Origin of the sequence: Pseudomonas sp. JV414, from assembly GCF_032424305.1 — a bacterium.
Taxonomy (GTDB): domain Bacteria; phylum Pseudomonadota; class Gammaproteobacteria; order Pseudomonadales; family Pseudomonadaceae; genus Aquipseudomonas; species Aquipseudomonas lini.
In genome coordinates, this window is sequence record NZ_VYKC01000022.1 from 387546 (window position 1) to 407530 (window position 19985).

Annotated in this window: 17 protein-coding genes and 1 pseudogene; 10 read left to right on the forward strand and 8 right to left on the reverse strand. The window is 51.2% G+C overall.

All coding sequences use genetic code 11. The features are described 5' to 3' along the window. Positions 1-16: 16 nt before the first annotated feature. The gene (locus F6R97_RS25740) at positions 17-1129 is read left to right on the forward strand and encodes a tyrosine-type recombinase/integrase (protein WP_315867280.1); all 1113 of its coding nucleotides are present in this window, start codon (positions 17-19) and stop codon (positions 1127-1129) included. Here F6R97_RS25740 and F6R97_RS25745 read toward each other — a convergent pair. The 4 genes from F6R97_RS25745 to F6R97_RS25760 form a co-directional block, all read right to left on the reverse strand. Then, positions 1126-1407, reverse strand: a complete 282-nt coding sequence (locus F6R97_RS25745) for a pyocin activator PrtN family protein (protein WP_218496613.1) — start codon at positions 1405-1407, stop codon at positions 1126-1128. The two genes, F6R97_RS25740 and F6R97_RS25745, sit on opposite strands and share 4 nt — an antisense overlap. Beyond that, complete coding sequence (locus F6R97_RS25750) at positions 1404-1772, reverse strand: hypothetical protein (RefSeq protein ID WP_315867281.1); 369 nt, start codon at positions 1770-1772, stop codon at positions 1404-1406. Before F6R97_RS25750 ends, F6R97_RS25745 begins: the two co-directional genes overlap by 4 nt. Beyond that, positions 1750-4713 (reverse strand): hypothetical protein, encoded by a 2964-nt coding sequence (locus F6R97_RS25755; RefSeq protein WP_315867282.1) that lies wholly within the window; start codon positions 4711-4713, stop codon positions 1750-1752. Before F6R97_RS25755 ends, F6R97_RS25750 begins: the two co-directional genes overlap by 23 nt. Before the next feature lie 277 nt (positions 4714-4990). After that, positions 4991-5521: a hypothetical protein gene (locus F6R97_RS25760; protein WP_315867283.1), complete on the reverse strand. Its 531-nt coding sequence runs from the start codon at positions 5519-5521 to the stop codon at positions 4991-4993. 876 nt (positions 5522-6397) lie between these two features. On the opposite strand from F6R97_RS25760, the gene F6R97_RS25765 reads away from it, so the two are divergent. The 7 genes and pseudogenes from F6R97_RS25765 to F6R97_RS25795 all read left to right on the forward strand — a co-directional run bounded on the left by F6R97_RS25765 (position 6398) and on the right by F6R97_RS25795 (position 15189). After that, complete coding sequence (locus F6R97_RS25765) at positions 6398-6994, forward strand: recombinase family protein (protein WP_315867284.1); 597 nt, start codon at positions 6398-6400, stop codon at positions 6992-6994. Between the two features lie 369 nt (positions 6995-7363). Then, positions 7364-8707 (forward strand): hypothetical protein, encoded by a 1344-nt coding sequence (locus F6R97_RS25770; protein ID WP_315867285.1) that lies wholly within the window; start codon positions 7364-7366, stop codon positions 8705-8707. Positions 8708-9767: 1060 nt separating this feature from the next. After that, complete coding sequence (locus tag F6R97_RS25775) at positions 9768-10139, forward strand: nucleotide pyrophosphohydrolase (protein ID WP_315867286.1); 372 nt, start codon at positions 9768-9770, stop codon at positions 10137-10139. A gap of 3 nt (positions 10140-10142) precedes the next feature. Continuing rightward, positions 10143-11138, forward strand: a complete 996-nt coding sequence (locus F6R97_RS25780) for an HNH endonuclease (protein ID WP_315867287.1) — start codon at positions 10143-10145, stop codon at positions 11136-11138. Positions 11139-11141: 3 nt separating this feature from the next. Continuing rightward, positions 11142-12914 (forward strand): DNA/RNA helicase domain-containing protein, encoded by a 1773-nt coding sequence (locus tag F6R97_RS25785; RefSeq protein WP_315867288.1) that lies wholly within the window; start codon positions 11142-11144, stop codon positions 12912-12914. Positions 12915-13292: 378 nt separating this feature from the next. Further along, positions 13293-14453: a hypothetical protein gene (locus F6R97_RS25790; RefSeq protein WP_315867289.1), complete on the forward strand. Its 1161-nt coding sequence runs from the start codon at positions 13293-13295 to the stop codon at positions 14451-14453. 209 nt (positions 14454-14662) lie between these two features. After that, positions 14663-15189, forward strand: a pseudogene (locus F6R97_RS25795) (tyrosine-type recombinase/integrase). 141 nt (positions 15190-15330) lie between these two features. Here the strand turns inward: F6R97_RS25795 and F6R97_RS25800 are convergent. Next, on the reverse strand, positions 15331-15783 hold the full coding sequence (locus tag F6R97_RS25800; RefSeq protein ID WP_315867290.1) for a hypothetical protein: 453 nt from the start codon (positions 15781-15783) through the stop codon (positions 15331-15333). A 416-nt stretch (positions 15784-16199) separates the two neighbouring features. Here F6R97_RS25800 and F6R97_RS25805 point away from each other — a divergent pair, with 416 nt between their 5' ends. Further along, on the forward strand, positions 16200-17063 hold the full coding sequence (locus F6R97_RS25805; RefSeq protein ID WP_315867291.1) for an OST-HTH/LOTUS domain-containing protein: 864 nt from the start codon (positions 16200-16202) through the stop codon (positions 17061-17063). 240 nt (positions 17064-17303) lie between these two features. Beyond that, positions 17304-17528 (forward strand): hypothetical protein, encoded by a 225-nt coding sequence (locus F6R97_RS25810; RefSeq protein WP_315867292.1) that lies wholly within the window; start codon positions 17304-17306, stop codon positions 17526-17528. Here F6R97_RS25810 and F6R97_RS25815 read toward each other — a convergent pair. The 3 genes from F6R97_RS25815 to F6R97_RS25825 form a co-directional block, all read right to left on the reverse strand. After that, positions 17518-18282, reverse strand: coding sequence for a restriction endonuclease (locus F6R97_RS25815; protein WP_315867293.1), 765 nt, complete (start codon positions 18280-18282; stop codon positions 17518-17520). The genes F6R97_RS25810 and F6R97_RS25815 overlap by 11 nt on opposite strands. Before the next feature lie 83 nt (positions 18283-18365). After that, entirely contained in the window at positions 18366-19124 is a 759-nt protein-coding gene (locus F6R97_RS25820) for a hypothetical protein (protein ID WP_315867294.1), read from the reverse strand. Positions 19125-19138: 14 nt separating this feature from the next. Further along, positions 19139-19939 (reverse strand): hypothetical protein, encoded by an 801-nt coding sequence (locus tag F6R97_RS25825; RefSeq protein ID WP_150752423.1) that lies wholly within the window; start codon positions 19937-19939, stop codon positions 19139-19141. Between the last annotated feature and the right edge of the window lie 46 nt (positions 19940-19985).

Sequence of the window (19985 nt, forward strand, 5' to 3'; positions counted from 1 at the left end):
CCGTGTAGCAAAATCCATGGGATCAATCACCGTTCGCAAGCGCAAGGATGGCTCTGCAGCGTACACCGCGCAGATCCGCATCATGCAAAAGGGTGTGACAGTTTATCAGGAAAGCCAGACGTTCGACCGTAAGACCACGGCTCAGGCCTGGATCAAGCGGCGCGAGACGGAAATGGCCGAACCTGGCGCGATTGCCAAGGCCAACCGTAAGGGCGTGACGGTCAAGGAAATGATCGAGCGCTACCTCGGGGAGTATGAAAAACTCCGGCCACTGGGCAAGACCAAGCGCGCCACCCTCAAGGCTATCAGCGAAACCTGGCTGGGTAAGCTCGAAGATAAGGACATCACCAGCCAGAAGCTGGTGGAGTACGCCAACGACCGGATGCAGAGCGACGGCATTCAACCGCAAACCGTGGGTAACGACCTGGCACACTTTGGCGCAGTGTTATATATTGCTCGACCCGCCTGGGGATATGATATCGACCCCATGGCCATGCCGGACGCACGCCGCGTGTTGCGCAAGATGGGTGCCGTATCAAAGAGCAAGGAGCGAGGCCGTAGGCCCACACTGGAAGAGCTTGATAAAATCCTGACCTACTTTGTCGATATGCGGGCGCGTCGTAAGCAAGAGATCGACATGGTCAGGGTGACTGCTTTCGCACTGTTCTCAACGCGTCGACAGGAAGAGATCACCCGGATTCGTTGGGACGCCATGGACGAGGCTCGCCAGTCGGTGCTGATCACCGACATGAAGAACCCTGGGCAGAAATATGGCAACGATGTTTGGTGTTATGTTCCGGACGAGGCTTGGAAGATATTGAGGTCCATGCCGAAGATCGCCGACGAGGTGTTTCCATATAATGCCAGATCCGTATCCGCGTCCTTTACCCGGGCCTGTCATTTCCTCGAAATCGAAGACTTGCATTTTCACGACCTGCGCCATGATGGCGTGAGTCGGCTGTTTGAAATGGGGTGGGATATTCCGAAAGTAGCCAGCGTGTCGGGCCACCGAGATTGGAACTCGATGCGACGCTATACGCACCTGCGGGGGAATGGCGACCCGTACAAGGATTGGTCGTGGTTGGAGAGAGTTTTAACTGGCCCCGTGATTGGGGCCATGTCCCATTAAGATGCTCGGTGTATACCTCGACCCATCAGTTTTTCGTGCTCGGCCTTGGCCTTGCTGCGCTGAGCGTCGAGGTAGTCAGCCAGGTCAGACAGGTGGACACCTCGCGCGGATTTCTGGCTGCTCTCCATTGGCACCAGTGTTAGATCTATCTGGCCAGCCGCGACCTTGAGCTTCATTTTCTCCGGCGTCAGATGGCTGAAATAGTCAGCGCAGACTCGCTCAAGCGGGATGATTGCCTGGCCATTGTACTGGGCCATTAGCAGGAAGGCCGTATTCATACCGCACCTGTTATCGACTTCCTGGCCATGGCCAGTTCGTGGTCAAGAGCAAAGACCCGCTGCATCAAGTTGAGATTGGGGTGTTCGCCGCCCTCACTGCTAGTGTTGTTCCAGTTTTTGCTGGTGACGCGAAGCAGCTTAAGGATGTTCATGTAGATGTAATGCGGGGCGGGCCCCACCGCCTGTACTGATTTCTCACTGTCCGGTTCGTAGGGCGTTTTGTACCAATGGTTATGAGTGCAGAGGATTATCTTTGGCACTTTGGATTTGAACAATTTCTTATCCAACTGCATGAAGCAGGTGAGCACTGGGGAGCGCTTGATTCGGGCCGGCTGGAAATGCTCAGTTAAAGTTATTGCCTCCATGGTTACCTCCCCAGCCGAGCAGGCTGATGTCGATGTTCTTTTCCTGCAGCATTTTCAACGATAGGAACAACATTTCACGGCCACCCCCCATATCGGCATACGGTTCGCACTTCACAAAATAGGGTTCTTCGACGATCAGCTTGGCGAACTGTACGCCGCTGCTGATCACCGGCGCGCTGCGGTCATCCACATTGCAATACCGCGTGTAAATGGCATGGGACAGGACCGGGTCGAGAATCAGGTACTCGGGAGTTACTGAGTAGTGTTGGCCCTCGGTCAGATGCACGTGGCCGGCGCCGCGCTCCTGGGCGCTGCGCGAAATCGCCACGATGATTGCGATCTTCTGCAGCACCAAGTCAATCTCACTCTGTACATAGCCATCGCCATCCTCGCCATACCGCTCGATTATCGACTTAATCACTGCATCCAACTCAGGCATCGATTTGAACAGGTGAAGTTGCCCACAAATCTCAGAGAGTATCCACAGACCCAACAAGACCACCTGATACGAGTAGCGCGGCCGGTCGTCCATGTCTTCTGGAAGTTGCAGCGAGGCTTTTTCCATCAGTTGCTTGATCTCTTCAAGTGACATGGTCAAGCTGGTGGCCATGATCGCTTTACCTAGTCTGCGCAGGTGTTCGCAGCCATCGGTCGCGCGCCGGAAGTGTTCCCGGCAGTACTTCCGTTTGAGTTTGGTTAGATGAACGCGAATGCTGCGTTCCTGCAACGCCGGCATCTCAATCTCTTGCTCTGAAATGACAATCAACGGTGCCGACAACGGGATGGCGAAGGCTTCTGTATTGGTGCGGCCCATGACTGGCCCTCCCAACCGACCTTTCAGGGTTGCCTCGCCGTTCCATGCCTGCTTGATGCGTTCGCCCACATCCTTGTATGCCTTACTGGTCATCTTGCTTTTATTGAACTCTTCGATGATGCGAGGCACCGTCGTGGTGTTCGACAGGTAATCCAGCATGCCGTAGGGCGAGGTCGACGGTGCGCTGACCCCAGCGTCTTTCTGCATGTAGTCGGTGCCGTTGAGCCATGTGATCAGACCAGCGGTCTTCGACTTGCCGGCGCCAGCACTACCCCACAGCGAGAGAGTCGGGAACTGGCTAAACAGGTGCATTAAGTGGGTCTTGAAGTGCGCCGCGACACACCAGCCGATGAGAAGGCCAACTTCGTATTTCTGGTTGATCTTGAGCAGGTGGAACAATGCTTGATCAACGTCCTGATCCTCCTTCTCGCATATGCTGGTGTTGGCAAAATAAGGGCGGGCCAGCAGGTTGCCGAGGAACTGGTGGGTGCCGCGTACCTTGACCGTGTTCACCGACATATCAGGTTCAACATATGTGAACAGGGGCATGTCATCGACGAAGTCCAGGTGGACCCCCGCGGCGTAGACTTGAATAATTTCTCCCACGTCCTGAGCCTCCCCAAAGACAGCGATTTTGATTTTCTGTACGTCGAGGTCGGTGCCCTGAAACGTCAGGTTTTCGATGCCCTCTAGTTCCTTCAGGAACGCGGAGCGACTGCTGAAAGCCGACTCTTTGAAAATAATCTTGCCTAGGTCGTTGCCGTTTTGCAGGACCGACATGCTGGTGCCGATACGGCGCGGCCGGGTACCGTTTTGCGGCACGTCTATAAACGCGTCGATCGGCTGTAGGGTGAAGTTGCAGATCCGCCGCTTGCCGTCGCCTTGCCGGATGTAATAGCCATCGGGTTCGACCACGGCGCACAGGCCGGCGTCCTGATCACCACCGCGATTGGCCCCAGCCTCGATCGCGCAGCCTTCACACGGACGCTTGCTGAGTAGGGCGCGGATCGCGTTGCAACCAAAGCCGAACGTCGGGGTGTGTTCGACGTAGCGGATCTGCGCCTCGATGTGATCGCGGCGCAACTTGGCGGTGCTGTACGTGCTCGACTTGGCACTGCTGGCCAGCCGCGCCGCCAGGCTTTCGGCCACCGTCTGCGACACGCCAGCGCGGACGATGTAGGTGGCCAGTTGGGTTGCGACCTGGTTGTAGGTCGCATCCGCCTTCAGCGAGTCGCTGTCGCTCAGCATCTGGATACACGCCGGCACCGGCTCGCGGATCGCTTCCATGTCGGCGGAGGAGGCGATGATCACCAACTTCGGCTTGGCGTTGACGCGCTTTTTGGCCCCTTCAAACAGGGCCTTGAGTTCGTGCACCACCCGCCCTTGGGCGTCGTCGACCTCCACCACTCGCGGCGCCTGCACCAGCTCGCGGTAACGCTCGACAGTCAGCTCGGCCAGTTCATCGGCGGTCACCGGCACCCGGTATTTGCCGTCGTGCCGCTGCAGGTTGACGATGCGGAAACTGTTGCCCCGGCCGCTGCAATACACCGAGTAGTCGAGGCCGATGACGAACAGGCTGCGGGCCATTTCCTTGTAGATTTCCGGCAGGCGCAGGATGAAGCGTTTGCTCGTGAAAAATGTCTCATTGACCAGAATGTGCAGGCCCTTGCTACCCGAGAGAAAGATTTCGATGCAGCCTTTCGGCACGCCCATGCGGGTCAGCTTGCCGATCAGTTCCTGCCCGCTGCTGATGGCCTGGCCGAGGTCGTCCTTGCAGTCGATGTCAAAATACAGCGGACCACGGTAGCCAATCTTGTCGCGGTTGCGCGGCAGCTCGTCCTCGGTGCCGTCATTGACCGGCTGGTTCAGCGCGAGGATGGTCAGCTTCTTCGCGCCCTGCGCCTTGGCCAGCTCCGCCGGATTCTCTTCGCCCTGGCAGGAAAGAATAAACCAGGCGTCATGTTCAGAGCGTTGGTAGTAGTGGTACATGCTGATGTCCCCCCGCTGACTTGCTACTTTTGACATGACCCAAAGCCAACTCCAGCAGCAGGCGGTCGACCGCCCTGGCTGAGACGTGTCGGTGGCGGAGAGAGTCGCATGAGGTAAACCAGCCAGACACGGTGTCAAGCAGATACCCGGTGTATTTTGTGAGGTCTTGGTGGGACAAACCGTGGGTTTTGGCGATGCGGCGGATAAACGCCAAGCGTTTGTCAGCAGTCATCCTTTCCCCGGTGGTTCTGGCAGGTTTTTTTGTCATTTTGGTTTCCAGGTCGCACCCTTGAAAACCAAGGGGCTCCGTCTCTAGTACCGAAGTGAAGAGGCAAAATTGCCGGACAAGCCGGGCATTAAACTTGAATGCCGCCCTTTCAACTGGGGCGGTCACCCGCAATCGATCCTTACGTTTTCAAGTATTAACCAGGTCTTGATTTCCTGCCGAAATCTCCTCTGCAGGCCCCGGTTTTACTGGGTTTTCACCTTGCGCGAAGTTGTATGAGGCCCCTCGTTCTTCGGCTTCTTCGGCAAACCGCGCAGCGATGGCCTGGGAAGGCTGAATCATCCGCATCATTTTGTCGGTGAGGCGCTGCAAAACCAAAGGGCGCATGTTTTTTGGGAAGGGTTTACCGCGTTCGTCGCGCATCGGACGGAACAAGCGGTAGTCGCCTTCCTTCATCCCGCGATTCTCGAAGGTTTTGCGTAAGTTGCTGGTACTCGGCTTGTTCGGCAGCTCTACCATTAGCAGTTCGCCCGGTTCGGCCTTGTTGTAACGCAATGCCAAAGAATCGTAGATCAGGGTAGATTCCTGGCATTGGGTGCCCCGCGTTGCAGGATCTTGTATCAAATTCTCGAATGCCAAGCAGCCGGGTTTTATTGCTTTAATCACCATGTCATTAGCATCCCAGCTGGGTTTAGTAGTAATTTTCTTATTGGTAGTCATATTGGTGTCCCCCAATTTTGTTGTTGTGTAGTGTGTTGGTTAACACTATTTTAGAATAGTCGATGATCTCGCATTTCTGCGTAAAGGTCGTCACTTTTGGGTGGGCGAGTCATTCATCAATAGAGAGGTTGGGTGATGGTTTGTGTTTGTAATCGATTGATTTTTATAAAGAATCATGTGCTGCTTGGTACCCATTGTGACAGAGTGTGTATTTTTAGATTTTGCGTGATATTTTTTTAAAACCTGTACTGAGTACATCTGGGATTTTGGATTGGTTGAAAATGTTGAGTGGGTCTGAGCAGTCGGGCTAGAAGAAGTAATCGTAAAAAAGTCGTGGGTGGGGTATCTGATGGTACGTTGAGTTATTTCTATAACATATGATGTGGTTGGTGTTTTGGTATATTTCAAACTAATCTGGTTCATGGTGTTGTATGTATTTATTGCTGCTATTGGTTATGCTTAAATAACTGGAGGTTGCAATTTTATAAAAGAGCGCAGCACTACATCGGAGGATTATTTTTTTATGCCTAGAACAGCAATCCGAGTTGCCCAGGAGATGGCTGACTTAATTGGTCCGTCCACAAAAAATTAACAGAGCCGCGTTCAGGTAGTGGCAAATACGACCAGTTCGTATATTGCGTCCATCGAGGTGCGGTCACTGATGAACACGGCCGCAAAGAAATGCGTCAGCCTGGGCGAGCCGATCGTCTATGCATTGGTGAGAGTCCATCAGTGTAAAAAACGTTATGCAATCTCCAAATAGAGCCGGCCTCTGTGATAGCAGACGGAACCCGACCTAAACCTCTCATATAAGTGGGTTAATTTCTTTGAGAGGTGCTCTATCACAGACTCTTAAACATATGTGGGAGAAAACCCATGGATATAGGCTATGCACGTACCTCAACGATCGAACAAGAGGCTGGCTTTGAAGCCCAGTTGCGCGAATTAGAACGATGTGGCTGTGAAAAAATATTTAAAGAGCAGGTATCGTCCGTGGCCCAACGCGTCCAGCTGGAAGCGGCTATTGAGTTTGCCCGCGTTGGGGATACTTTTGTGGTCACTAAGCTCGACCGGCTGGCCCGCTCGATCACCGACCTGCTGCAGACGCTGCACCGATTGGAGCTGAAGAAGATTGAGGTCAAGATCCTAAATTTGGGATTGGACACTAGCACGCCCACCGGCAAGCTGATCCTGACCGTGCTGGGGGGGATTGCCCAATTTGAGCGGGAGATGATGCTGGAACGGCAGCGCGAGGGGATTGATAAGGCGCAGAAGGCTGGCAAGTACAAGGGGCGTAAACCAATCCACGAGGACAAGCGCGCGGCCATACTACGCCTGGCGAGCGAGGGCGTGACTAAGGTAGAGATTGCCAAGCAGCTTGGCGTCGGGCAGGCCACGGTTTACCGTGAACTGGCCCTTTACCGAACCGCATCCCAGGCCCGGGCAGGCGAACCATTCACGCTAGAACTATGAAGGTGTCAAATCGGGTTTTTCCGTCATGCACAAGCGTCTCCCCATACTATTGGAGGCCTTGTGCCCACCCGCACTACACTGGTCCGAGCGTATTTGCGGGCCGCCACCTCGGAACAGGACATTGAGCGAAGCCGGTAATCGCTCGAGGCGTTTCGGGCCTCTTAGGAAGCATACCAGCAGGCCCGGTGTTGTGTTCACGGAAAATGGGATGGCAGTCGTTTTCAGGTATTGCTGGGGTCTAGGGGCTGGTTTGCAGTCAGTGACGGAACCTCCAGTGTGCGTACTGCATAGCCACTGATCACACTGGCGCTCTTCTCCAAAACCAGCCAGTCTAGTCGTATGTTCGGGAGCCCTCGAAGGTACGAATGCATGCAGTTTAGGACCGACATCGCCCCTCTGTGGCGGAGCAATTGCCGGAAGTCAAAGACTCCACTCATCATCCTCTCCCCCTACATCACAGGGGATAAAGCATTTTCCTTTGTTAAGGGAAGGCTAGATTCGCGGATATACACGTTGTTTGACGCCAGCGTTTTCGCCTCGGGGTCATCGGAAATTGAATCAATCGCCAAATTAGTTCGAGAAGGATATCAGGTGTTCCACCTGAGGAACCTTCATGCCAAGGTCGTAATGGATGGAGACAGTTTCGCCACGCTTGGCAGTCAGAACCTGACCAATCGAGGCAGCAAGCTGAACCGAGAGTTAAGCGGGTGCATCTTGGGTGAAAAAGACCAGGAAACGGTGCGAGCCCTCGTTGAGCCCTGGCTCAGCGAGGCCAAGAAGATCTCGCCCGAAATGGTCAAGGACATGATCAAGGCGCTGCCTGACCTCAGAAAAGCCTATCGTGATTTCAGTGACGCCTGTGACCATCGCCAGCACGAAATTGAGGCCAACGAGCTTGAGCGCCCGCTGAAAGCCCAGCAGAAAGCAGAAGCGAAACGTCAGAGTGCGCTGCGCAAAATTGGAATCCGAGTGAGGAGTTCAGTCGGAAACGCCCCCAGGTCAGCAACAGTGAAGCATGGGAAGGTTTGGCAAGATGACATCAACCTCAGCCCAACCCTGAAAATCAACAAAGGGGGTGGTCTTGACCAGTGGGACTTGGGGGATACGCTTGTCAATGTAGAAGGTACAGAACTGTTCGTCTATCAGAAAAGAATTAAGGGTGTTCGCCCTGGGCGGCGTTATCTTTGCGTGCTGCCGACAGGCGTGTTTGGCTGGGCGCGAGTTGCAAAGACTCGCATCACGAAAATCGGCAGAGCTGTCAACTTAGGCAATCACGTGCTTCCGGCGTTTCCTTCTCTCAAGGTTGCACTCTCAGCTGTCCCACGAGTCCTTGAAGAATTGCCGACGGCGAGCGCCAACCTGGCAGTTCAGTTATGGGATGGCGATAGAAAAATGTGCACGGTCCCCATGGAGTTTGACGTGAGCTCAATAAGGGCGTTCAAGCCTATTGCTCACCGGCCAAGCTCTAATGGCACGAGTCGCCCCACAAGAAACTCCCCGATGACCATTCAGTTCATGAAGTGGCTGAAGGAGAACAAGCAGGTATTTGAGGATCTGATTTGGAACCAGGTTGTTCAAGACTTCGTATATTCCGATGGAAGCAAGCTTGATGGTATCAATGCGAACAAATTCTTTGGGCCGATTGGTACATGCTGTCGATTGGAACTCGTGACTGTCAGGGATCACCACATCTTCGACGTGACACCACTCTGATCGCTGGGCGATTCAGGGTGAAACGGCCGTTTTTCCCCGCGCCAACAACCTCCCAAGGCTCCGATTGCCTGCAGGGGACCGGCAAGAAGGACTCAGTTGCATTCGCAGGGCTGAATCTTGTGCCGCTACTTCTGGCTACTCTTTCTTATCTATATATAAATAATTAATAATTATTTATATATATTGGAAAAGAAGGCTAAAAAAGCGAAAATCACTCTAAGTGAAAATAGCTTGTATCGAAAGTCATAAAAAATTAAGTCGCTAAGTGTTCTTTGGTGACTTGGTGACTTGTTTGTCAAGCAAGATCTTCGCGGATCTGTTCGCGTGCTTTTAGGTAATTTGTAATTGAATCAATGTGTTGGTGATTTTATTCGATTATCGCTTTTGAGAGAGTTCATTGCTATCAGTGCTACTATATCTACTCGTTTAAGCAAACTAATAAATAGCAAGTGAATAATCAGTCGGGTAGCCGATAAGTACTCAGTACGAAAACGTAATATTTCAAAACTAGGTATTCGGTCGCGTAGTCGATACCTATGTTCTGTTGTCTCATGTTTCTCGCACTAGCCGCCATTGCGGTGTGGGTTGACCGGCTACGGCTTCATGTTCCCAGCGCTTTGAGTCCGAGCCTCACCTTCAATGAATCGCTTCATGATCGTCCCCGCCACGATCTCGACGATCAGAAGATTAGACAATTGCTGGCGTCTTCACACAGCCTGGGTCGTTTTCTACCCCCCGTGACAGGCAGAAATCGGCCAAATGCAGTCAGTTATGATCACCTGCAATCGAAAGGTAGCATCGGCTGAAACTGGGCGTTTTCAGTCAGTCAGAGGATTCTTCTCAATCAGGGGCGATTCACTCTGGCGCGTACCCTAATAGGAACCCCGACGGCCAATCTCAACGGCACACGATGGACGGGGTGATGGCAACGAGATATCGTTTGACCATCCATCGAGCTGGTATTCAATCCGTCTGTGATAGCTCTAGCTTGCCCCATTCCCGCTTCAAGCCTGTTGGTTGTGATGAGCAGCGCAGCAGGTTTGAGTCATAGGACCCGCCCATGAGTAGCTCCATCCCCCCGACCGATCAACTGGCATCGCTACGTCTTGAGATTGATCGATTTTCCGAAGTCAGAGACTGGGGCCAGTTTCATACCCCCAAAAATCTCAGCATGGCCATGAGTGTGGAAGCGTCTGAACTGATGGAGATCTTCCAGTGGCAAGTGGGCAATGAAGACTACGCCTCACTGTCGGAGAGCAAAAAAGAAGCTGTCGCCCATGAAGTGGCCGACGTATTTATCTACTTGATGCGATTCTGTTCAGTCACGGGTATTGACCCACTTAAAGCGGCCCAAGAAAAACTCAAGCTGAACGATGCCAAGTACCCGGCTGGTGTGGTGAAAGGCAAGTCCGACAAGTACTCAGATTACTGACCGATGCGCCAAATATTTATCTTCACTGCTGGTGATAAGAAAGCGCGCGTTCATTTGACGGACTCCATACTGAACCCAGTGTCTTTCGACTGGATGCTGGAGGCGTTGGGCCAGGAGCAAACTGGGTACTACCGATCGCTGATGCTGGATCAAACAGGTTTTTATGCCTGGGGCGCAGTGCCAGGGCCTGTTAACCAGCGCACCTGGACGACCATGCAGGTCGGAGATTTGGTACTCACAGTTTACGCCAACCAGTATCACTTTCTGTCCACGGTCATTGGCAAACTCCACAATCAGCCGCTAGCCAGTCGCATCTGGGGCAATGACGACGAGGGTAAAACCTGGGAGTACATGTACCTGCTCAGCCCGCCGCAGAACATTGCAGTCGACGTACTGAGTGCTCCCGCAGTCGATTATCTGAACAAGGGTTATCGAGGTTTCACTCGCATCTCGGACGACAAGACCCAAGCCATTGTTAAGCACTTTGGCAACCTGGAAACGTTTGTGGAGCAGGTTTTCCAAGCGCATATCCCACAGGGCCATATCGCACGCGAGATTGGCCTGGCCGAGAAAGAGGCCGACGTCTCAGCCGCTTTTGCGCCCAGAGATATGGTCGATGGCCGGAAAAAAGTACTCCAGGAAATTGTGCGACGTCAGGGGCAACCCAAGTTCCGCAAAGTGTTGTTGGCGGCCTATAACAGCAAATGCGTGATCACTGATTGTGATGTGGAAAGTGTGCTCGAAGCCGCTCACATCGCGCCTTACCTGGGGACAGAATCTAACACGGTTCAAAACGGTCTTTTACTGCGGGCTGACATTCATACACTCTTTGACCTTGGCCAATTGAAAATCACCCCTGATGGCCGAATCGAGCTTCACGAGACGTTGTTTGGCACTGTTTATGAGCAATATCAGGGGCAACGTATCAAACAGCCCGCCACCCAAGCCAATGCGCCCAGCGTGGAGGCCCTTGCACTTAAATATGAGTTGGTTCTTTAGCCTATGGACAGGGCAGTACTGGAAAAATTAACCATCAAGGAATTTTGCGAGAAGGCCACACACCCTGATTTCGCTTGCCACCTGGAATTACGTTTCTTTGAGGCGTACGGCAAAGGAAGCGTCTCCCCACAGGAAAAAGCATCGTGGGCCAACTCGCTGCCTAAATTGGCGACATTACTTCAGACACTGCCAATCGCAGGGCATATTCTGATCGAATACCTCATGCCTCTCGGCGAGAAACGCGCTGATTGCGTACTGGTTGGGGCGGACGCTTCGGGTAAAATGCACATCATTGTGATTGAGCTAAAACAATGGTCCCAGGGAAGAATTCGCCTCAACGAAACTTTCGATATGGGTTGGCTGACGGTCGACGCCACCCCCCCGTACCCCACTGACCATCCTTGCGAACAGGCTCACGTCTATCGCGCGGCGCTCGAGCATCAACTGGACTTCGGAGGCGAAACTCCCACCTTCCACTCACTGGCCTATTTGCACGAATACACCGAGAGCGATGACGAATTGCTTCGGCTACCTCACTTTGACGGATGCCTGCGCGAAACGTACTTACTGACACGCAACCAGGGCATCCAGGACGCCAGCCTACTATTGAGCCAGCTTCAGACGGAAAGCCCAATCGTTGAGCGCCTGGTATCACCAAAGATCAAATATTCTCGATCCTTCATCTCCAACTTCAGCGACAAACTAAATTGCAGCGCCTTGTTCAAGCCAACGGCCGAGCAGATTCAGGCATTCAAAAACATCGCAGCCACACTGGACCAAGTCGAACAACCCACCTGCGTCATCGTCAAGGGCATCGTTGGAACAGGCAAAACAGTACTGGCCATGTTGCTGATCAGGCACCTTATGGAGCGAGGCAAACAACCGTTGTACTACGCGCGCTCAGCGGCGATCGGTGCGTGCATCAGACAACTTGATTTCTACGCCAGAGGTCACGGAAGGACCGAGTACTACATGGTCGACGAGGCGCACCGCTTAAATAAAAGAGAGCTGCCTCAGATCGTCAGAGATAAAAGGCTCACCGTCTTTTTTATAGATGACAACCAATGGCTTCAACCGCAAGAAAATTGCCGCAGCCACGACATTCAGCAGGCAGCAGAAGAGGCTGGCCAGCATATTCTTGAGGTATCACTCGTCAAACAACTGCGTTGCCAGGATGCAGGCGCCTACATTGAGTGGGTCGACAACTTCCTGAACGCAGGCAAAATCACCCGGTTTGACTCGACAGAAAGCTTTGAAGTCAAAGTCGTCGACACTCCACACCAAATGACAGAACTCCTGACGGTGCGAGCACAAGACAACACCAGTTGCCGCATCGTTGCAGGCTACTGCTGGTACTGGGCTACCGAACACAAACCGGGAATCGGGCACGACATAGAAATTGGAGACTGGACAGCCCGTTGGAATGCTCGAGCATCCTACGCCACCTGGAACCGCATCCCTGGCCTGCACAAAGAAGTAGGCGCAATTTACACAGTCCAAGGCTTCGAATACGACTACGTGGGCGTAGTGATCGGAGAAGACCTCGTCTACAGAAACGGTCGCGTATGCGCTCGCAGATCAGCCCAACAAGACCCGGGCCTTCAGCGATACATGAACACCCACAGCGGTTCCCAGGAAGAGAAGAAAGCTACATTTGCTCGGATAATTCGCAATATTTACTACGTGTTAATGACCCGAGCCAAGAAAGGGGTTTTTATTTATGTGGTTGATCCTGAGTTGAGGGGAATGCTTCGAGGTGCTTTGCCTGATGTTTAGGGGGGGCAATGGATTCGGTAGTAGGGCGTTGGAGGTTGCTTCTGACGCTCGATACCCCAGTGCAGTAATGTCAGCCTGATTCAGTTGGTAGAGAGTCAATGGGAGAGGGAGGCAGTTTCTTTGCTTGGAGTAGATCTGCTTTCGGCCCAGAGTGTGTAAAAACGCTTCACCAAAATTAAAGTGCCCGCGTCTACGTTAAATCTGAAATTTATCGGCACGTCAGCAGATGTGGATTTTGCGTAGAAGCGCGATTTTCAGTCCGGTTTTGAGTACCTGTCGCGCTCAAAAACGTTTTTACACAGCCTCGGCCAGCAGCGGTCATTTTGATGTGCCTACGAAACCCGGGGCGATTCATTAACAACAGAGGGTCATCAATACATGCTGCTGTTGAACTGTTTTTTAGATACCTATGAATATGCCAACTCTGACGTTTTAGCCCTGAGCAAATCGAAAATAAATCCTATCAGAAGCCAGCCCAGAGGACTAAGAGTTAGCTTGGTTCGCTTGGCCACCGCGATCGCTAAAACGCAGCATTGCCAGCCGCTCAAGCGGTTCGTATTACCGTTCGTCGTTCTCGAACAAATTTCAGCGCTACAGCGTCATATGGTTTCACACGGCACGGGAGCTGAACGTAATTTAAGACTCAATGAGAGATTTTTTGGGAAATATGGACTGCGAGACTTTTCCAAGACTTCAACCATAGGAGAATACGCTCAAGGCCTGTCCTTTCTGTTCGCACAGGACTGCCTAAAAGTGCCGGCATTGGTCGACTTCGATCACTTTTGCGATACCACCGGTGTTCCGCGGATTACCTCTAACTTGTCAAAACCAGACTTTGTCGGCTGTCAAAACTCTCGCGGATATTGGCTCATCGAAGCCAAGGGTAATCTGGAGTCCACATCAATAAAAACAGAGCTCAGGAAGGGCGTCGGACAGTGCGAACTTGGCGCCGCGCACCTGATAAAATCGGGATTAACCACTCCGCAAAAATCGTTCACAACACTCGTATCATTTCGCGACCAAAAATCTAGCAATCAGACTCGACTGTGTTACGTCGATCCCGAATTCCCAGATGACGGCCGCCGGTTCAACACGGCGCAATTTTTACGCAACTACTACGAAGACGTAATCAGAGCATTGGGTTTTTTGGGATACATCGGTGATGTTTGGGACAATCCCGACGCCGCTTTTTCCCATAATGTGTTCGAGGAATCTGGCGTGGCCTACTACCGTATTTTCACCAATGACAGTGATCGTGCAGTGATTCCACCACCTCGGCGCACCCCCTGCTTTAATCCAAGGGGATACTACATCTCCGGAGTTTCTAGAGATGTGATTAACGCCCTTGCCAAAAGGGACGTTGAAGCGTTCTTCGCCCTGATACCCAGCTTCAATAGCCAAGTGGAATCGCTGAATTTAAAGATGCAGGCAACCGATGCGACTGTAGATCTTTGGGAGGCGCCAGAGACCTTTATCGACGGTACCTTTGTGCATTACGAGATGAGTATTCCCCATTTGATGGACTATCTGGGCTTGTAACTCATGAATTGACCTTGGTTTAGCAGAGACAATGAGAGACCGCTTCTGGCCGGACAGCGACCGCCACTCATTATGACTGATCCACCCTTGTCCTCCCTCAATGTGGAGGACAAGCCATGAACACTATCGCTACATACAGCCATCAGCCTTGGAACAAAGGAAAGCTTGTCGGGCAGAAAGCCCCGCTCCGAGTCAGAGATATCTAGGCCATCCGGGTAAGACTTCAGCTTGCTGAGAAGACACGAGATTTGGCGCTCTTCAACTTGGCCATCGACAGCAAACTGCGTGCTTGTGACTTAACCAAGCTGCGAGTACGAGACATAGCCCATGGGGAACATGTGTCGTCACGGGCCATCGTGATGCAGCAGAAAACCCAGCACCCGGTGCAATCTGAAATTACTGAGCAAACCCGAACGGTCCTGGAAGCTTGGATGCGTCAGGCTCGCCTCCGCAGCGAGGACTTCTTGTTTCCAACCCGATTGCACGACTCAGATCATCTCTCCACCAGACAATACGCTCGAATAGTCAAAGCGTGGGTGGCAGCCATTGCCTTGACCCAACCATGTACGGTACTCACACGCTACGGAGAACCAAGGCATCGCTGATCTATCGCAGAACAAAGAACTTGAGAGCAGTTCAACTCTTGCTTGGGCATACGAAGCTTGAAAGTACCGTCAGATACCTGGGAATCGAGGTCGATGATGCCCTGGAAATGGCAGAACAGACGGAAGTCTGACCACCCATCGCGACGGTCGACGCTAGACCGTCGCTATCCAACCCTTTGCAGACATTCATAACGTTCAGGTCAAGGGGAGGATTTAGCCCGTCCCAAGTGAGGAAAGCGAACGGCACGAACCCTTTGTAAGAGCGCAATGCCTCAATCCCGGATAATTACAACACTTATTGATGAATTGTCCGCCGAATCAACCTTAAATTGAAAATTTTGAAATCCGATCACTTTGGACTCATTCAAGTCGTATTTTACTGACTGAAAAAATGCTGGCGCAGCAAGCCCGCTTCTGTACTCACGGTAATCAATCTCAATTGTACTTCCGGATTTACCAGAATAAACAAGCTCTTTTTTTATGAAGTCGGATGAGTAGACGTCATCAACTTTCCATCCGTCTGGCGAATTTAGCACGCCGACCCAGCGCTTGACTTTTGTAATCGTTCCTGTTTGAGCCTCGATGAATGGCATTCCAACACTCGCAGTGACGGTGCTCCCAATTGAGTATGTTTTATATGGCTTACTCTCCAGTATCGTAGAGGAACAGCCGCTTATGATGCTTATGGCGAGCATACAAGTAATTATTTTGAGAATGGGGTTCATGATACTTTCCTTTTTTATATAACGTTCCTTGTCGTCCTGTAAGCCCTTGTTTAGTTGGGAGGGGCGTCGCAGCAAGCGAGGCATAACCCAAAGAGAAAAGTGACATGGATGACGGCAAGCTCAACTGCGACAAAGATTCAGCGTAGCAGGTCGACGCTACCGAATTGCCACTAATCTGTTCACCGACTGCTTTTGGCCGATTTCGGCCTGTCACGACGGGCCGCAATCCACAACCCATAGCTGTCACTCGCCAGCGGCAGCTGTCGACCGATTCTGTTGAAAAAGTCCGAGCGGATTGACTCAACCTATACTGAGCTTGAAAAGCGTCCGATTTACGAGTTGCAAGCCCTCCCGGCAGGGCAAGCGTATTGCAGTGAATCGCTCCAGCCCTACCACTTATGCCTGAGTCGTTAATCATGGATGAAGTCACTACCATGCCCTCGGATGATGTACCTGCTATTCAACATATAGTGCAGCGCAAGCTCGGACGGTGTCTGTTGCGCTTGCAACAATGCGAACGGCAGCTGAAAGCCATTGTCGCGTATGGCGAGCTGAGCGGTCCCGCGGATCAGCTGCCTATCATCCGTGAGCAGAAGATCGTATGTGCCCAGAACAAGACCATGGGCACGTTGATGGGGATGCTGACCGAAAACTTTCTGACGCCGCTGTCCCCAAATGAAGAAGAATCACCGACGGAAACCGATGCTTGTGACCAAATCTGGTTCAGCTATCGACACCAGCTGGAAATGCCAGCCGAACACAATGAGGCAACAAAGGTCGCCCTGAAGGAGTTGGTCGACCTGCGCAATGAGCTGGTTCACCACTTCCTTGAGCGTTTCGATCTCTGGTCTGAAACAGGCTGTCAGGCGGCGGATGGATTCCTGGAGGAGCGCTACGAAACCATCAATCGGCATTACCTGAATCTGCAACGCTGGGCCACAGCCATGGATGAGGCACGATCTGAAATGGCTTCGTTTGTACAGAGCCAAGCATTTGAAGATTTGATCGACGGTATCTTGGTGGATGGCTCTGTCAATTGGTCTGGCAGTGGAATATGTAGCTGTTTACGTGAAGCAGAAACCAAGCTTGCCGACGCTGGCTGGACTCGACTGGAAGCAGCCATCCGCTGGATCGGTAGTACCTATCCAGAGCAGACGCCCAAGCGCTACGGTTGCAGCAGCTGGAGGCATGTCCTGCACGAATCACGGCAGTTCGAAATACGAAAATCCCAAGCTGATAATGGGTGTACGGCCGTCTGGTATCGCAGCAAGGTCAGTTGATTGGAAAACTGAATCGTCCTTCCTTTTGTAAGCGCGCTGAGTGACTGCTCCTGGCCGTTTTCTGCCTGTCGTGAGGGCCACAACCCATTGCAGTCATTCATCCCTGAGCCTTTTCCGCGCCATCTTCAGAATGTCGGCGTAGCTTCCTTCCATAGGAAGACTCAAGTGTTTTTCAAACACGCAGCAAATGTTCCAGAGAGCTCGCTCCTCAGCTTGGTCTTCGATGGATAGGGTGCGCGAGTGTGTTTACTGTCGTTCGTGATCACTCCGCAACATTTCCACCACATCGGTTTTTCCAACCGCCCAGGTGGTTACGGCGAGCAAATGGTCTTGGTCGAGCAGATGTTGAGGCCCGTGCCGGGCGATCTGCCGGCGTACATCGCGGCGCTGACCGAACCCCTTACCGTCTCGGTACACGCGGTAACGCGCCTGTACCAACCTGCTGTCAGGGGGATCAAACGATAAAGTCGCGCTCTAGTTCGCTCACCGAAGCTTTTACTGCAGAAATGGTGCCGTTTGATTCTGGGGGGGCATAAACGATCGCAGTATTCAAATCATGAAGTTTCGCGAGCGCAAGGAATACCTTCAACTTGTATTGCGGCATGCCGTAAACCGACCATAGCTCCCGATCCTTAAGCTTTGCTAAGTAAAGTTCTGCATACCTTTTCGATAAAAATAAAGGGACTGTGGGTCGGCCGTCGGCCACTGGAGCATGGTAGCTTCCAGTACTGTACTGGGTTGGACTATTACTCCGCTCAGCGATAATCCAGAAAGGCTCGCCTAGTAAATCAGGTTCATGCAGTCCAGAACTGATGAGCTGCCGACCTACTAACTCTGGAAGTGATGGCAGGTCGTCCGCGGTGAGCAGTGATATATTGTGTCTAGCTGCTACCATCTCAACACCTGCTTGATAGCCAGATCGAGACACAACTATTCCAATAACATCATGTCCGATATTTTTAATCTTCTGGTGAAATTCGAGGATTTTTCCTTGGTCAATGGGGCGCTTCCAATCTTTACACTCGATAGCTACCCTATGTCGAACGCCGACCCTCGTAAATTCATAGTATACATCAACTTCATAACTATCGCCGGTGGGTAGTTGGAAGGTGGTTCGGCGAGATACTTGTGTTTTTTCGCCGCGGAGATTGAGTAGCGTGCTGTAGACGTACTGGACGTAACTCTCAAAATTCCTGCCCGTATTTTGTATCTTAGACATTTTTCACCGTGAGTTAGGTTCGATATTTGAATTTCTTGGTCAGGCGCACTCTTCAAAAAAATTTTCAAATGTGAGCTCGCAGATTAATCGTTGAGCTGTTGTTTCAAATCGTGCCATGCTTTGAGATATTCTTTGAGCCCTTCCTTTTCGAAAAAGGCGCGATCCTCTAGCAGTTTTAGTATGCCCCAACCGGAATATGCTTGTGCTATGCATACTAAGTTTAGGAATCTAACGGGCATCGTATAGTTACAGATTTCTATATATTTTTCCTGGTGGCGGGGAGGGCATACTTCGGTTGTTATTTTAAATAGTATGTAAAAGCTCCTCACCGAAGAGAAGAGGCCCATCGATGATTGCTCGTCTAGTTTGTCGAACATCGCTTCGAAGTCAGACTGTACATCCATTTCGATGTTGTCTTTATATAATCTGATAATCTCTTCTTCGATATAGCTAACAGCGTAGGATTCACAGTGCTCTTTGCCGGATGAATCCTTTATGGTAAGGCGGCCGTACTCTTGCCTGGAAACTTCCGCAAGGCTGTAGAAAGTAGACTCAAAAGATCTCAAGTCTTCGAGTTCCTTTTGTCTTTCCTCAGAGTTTTTTATATGATTGTTTTGTTCAATAATGCTTTCATTGGCATCTTTTTGCAGGTCGATAGACTTGATTAACATGCACATCGTGATAAAAGTTATAATTGGATTAGAAAATCCGCCTATAAAGTCACCAAATGTACCCCAGTCACCCTTGTCAGAAGATAATCCAAGGCCTTCATTGAAGTTTAGAGAGTATATTAGAAGTGCTCCGGCTATCGTCAGAGCGCCAATCACTATTTCTTTTCTCATGGTCCTATACCTGTTTAGTCAAGAATGACGCTATGGACCTTGTAATGCTTGACTATGTCATCTCGCCCCATAACTCGGGTAACTTCCAATGTTAAAGGCGAAAAATCATCAGCTCCATTGTTCTGGTGCAGGTTTCTTGAAAAGACTTTTCTTTGATCTGCAGGAAACATTTGCCAGGTTCTCGCAGGAGCAAAACTTACAGATTTTTCGTCCTCTGATAAAATTAGACGGCCAGTTCCTGTTAGTTTGTTAAATCTGGTAATTACAGCAGTTATTTGAATGCGTTGATCTTCTGTGAACTCGTGCGATATATACTGAAACGTGTCGTTATTGAATACTGAAATTGGCGAGCGTCTTTTATTTAAAACTATTCGGTAGCCTTGGTTTTCTATAGGTTTATGTATTCTCAGCAAAGGTTCACGAATTCTCTGAATTAAGTCAACTTCGTCTTCAATGTAAGTTCTGGCCCAACTTATTGCGATAGGCTTTATTATTTGATGGTCGATACCTACGGCTTGGCCTATATAGTGTTTCATTATTTGGAAGAATCCATCTTCTCCAATCCACTCCAGCACTCGAACTTGTTCGGCGCCAGTGATTGCTAGCTCAAATTTTTGCCCGAAAGAGCCGATGAAGGATCTTTTAAAGTTGGCTCTTATTCCTTCTATCGAGGGGACTTGCTTTGCAAGTGTTCTATTTAGAATGGTATGTGCTACTAGAGCAACGACCTCTGAAGTTCCCTCTAATGCCTTAGCGCCATAATAGAAGTCGAGATCAGTAAAATTTGCCTCACCTGTTCCAATCGTCACATCCATCGGAATTATCAATTCTGTTCCCTCAAAAATGGTGATATCACCTTAC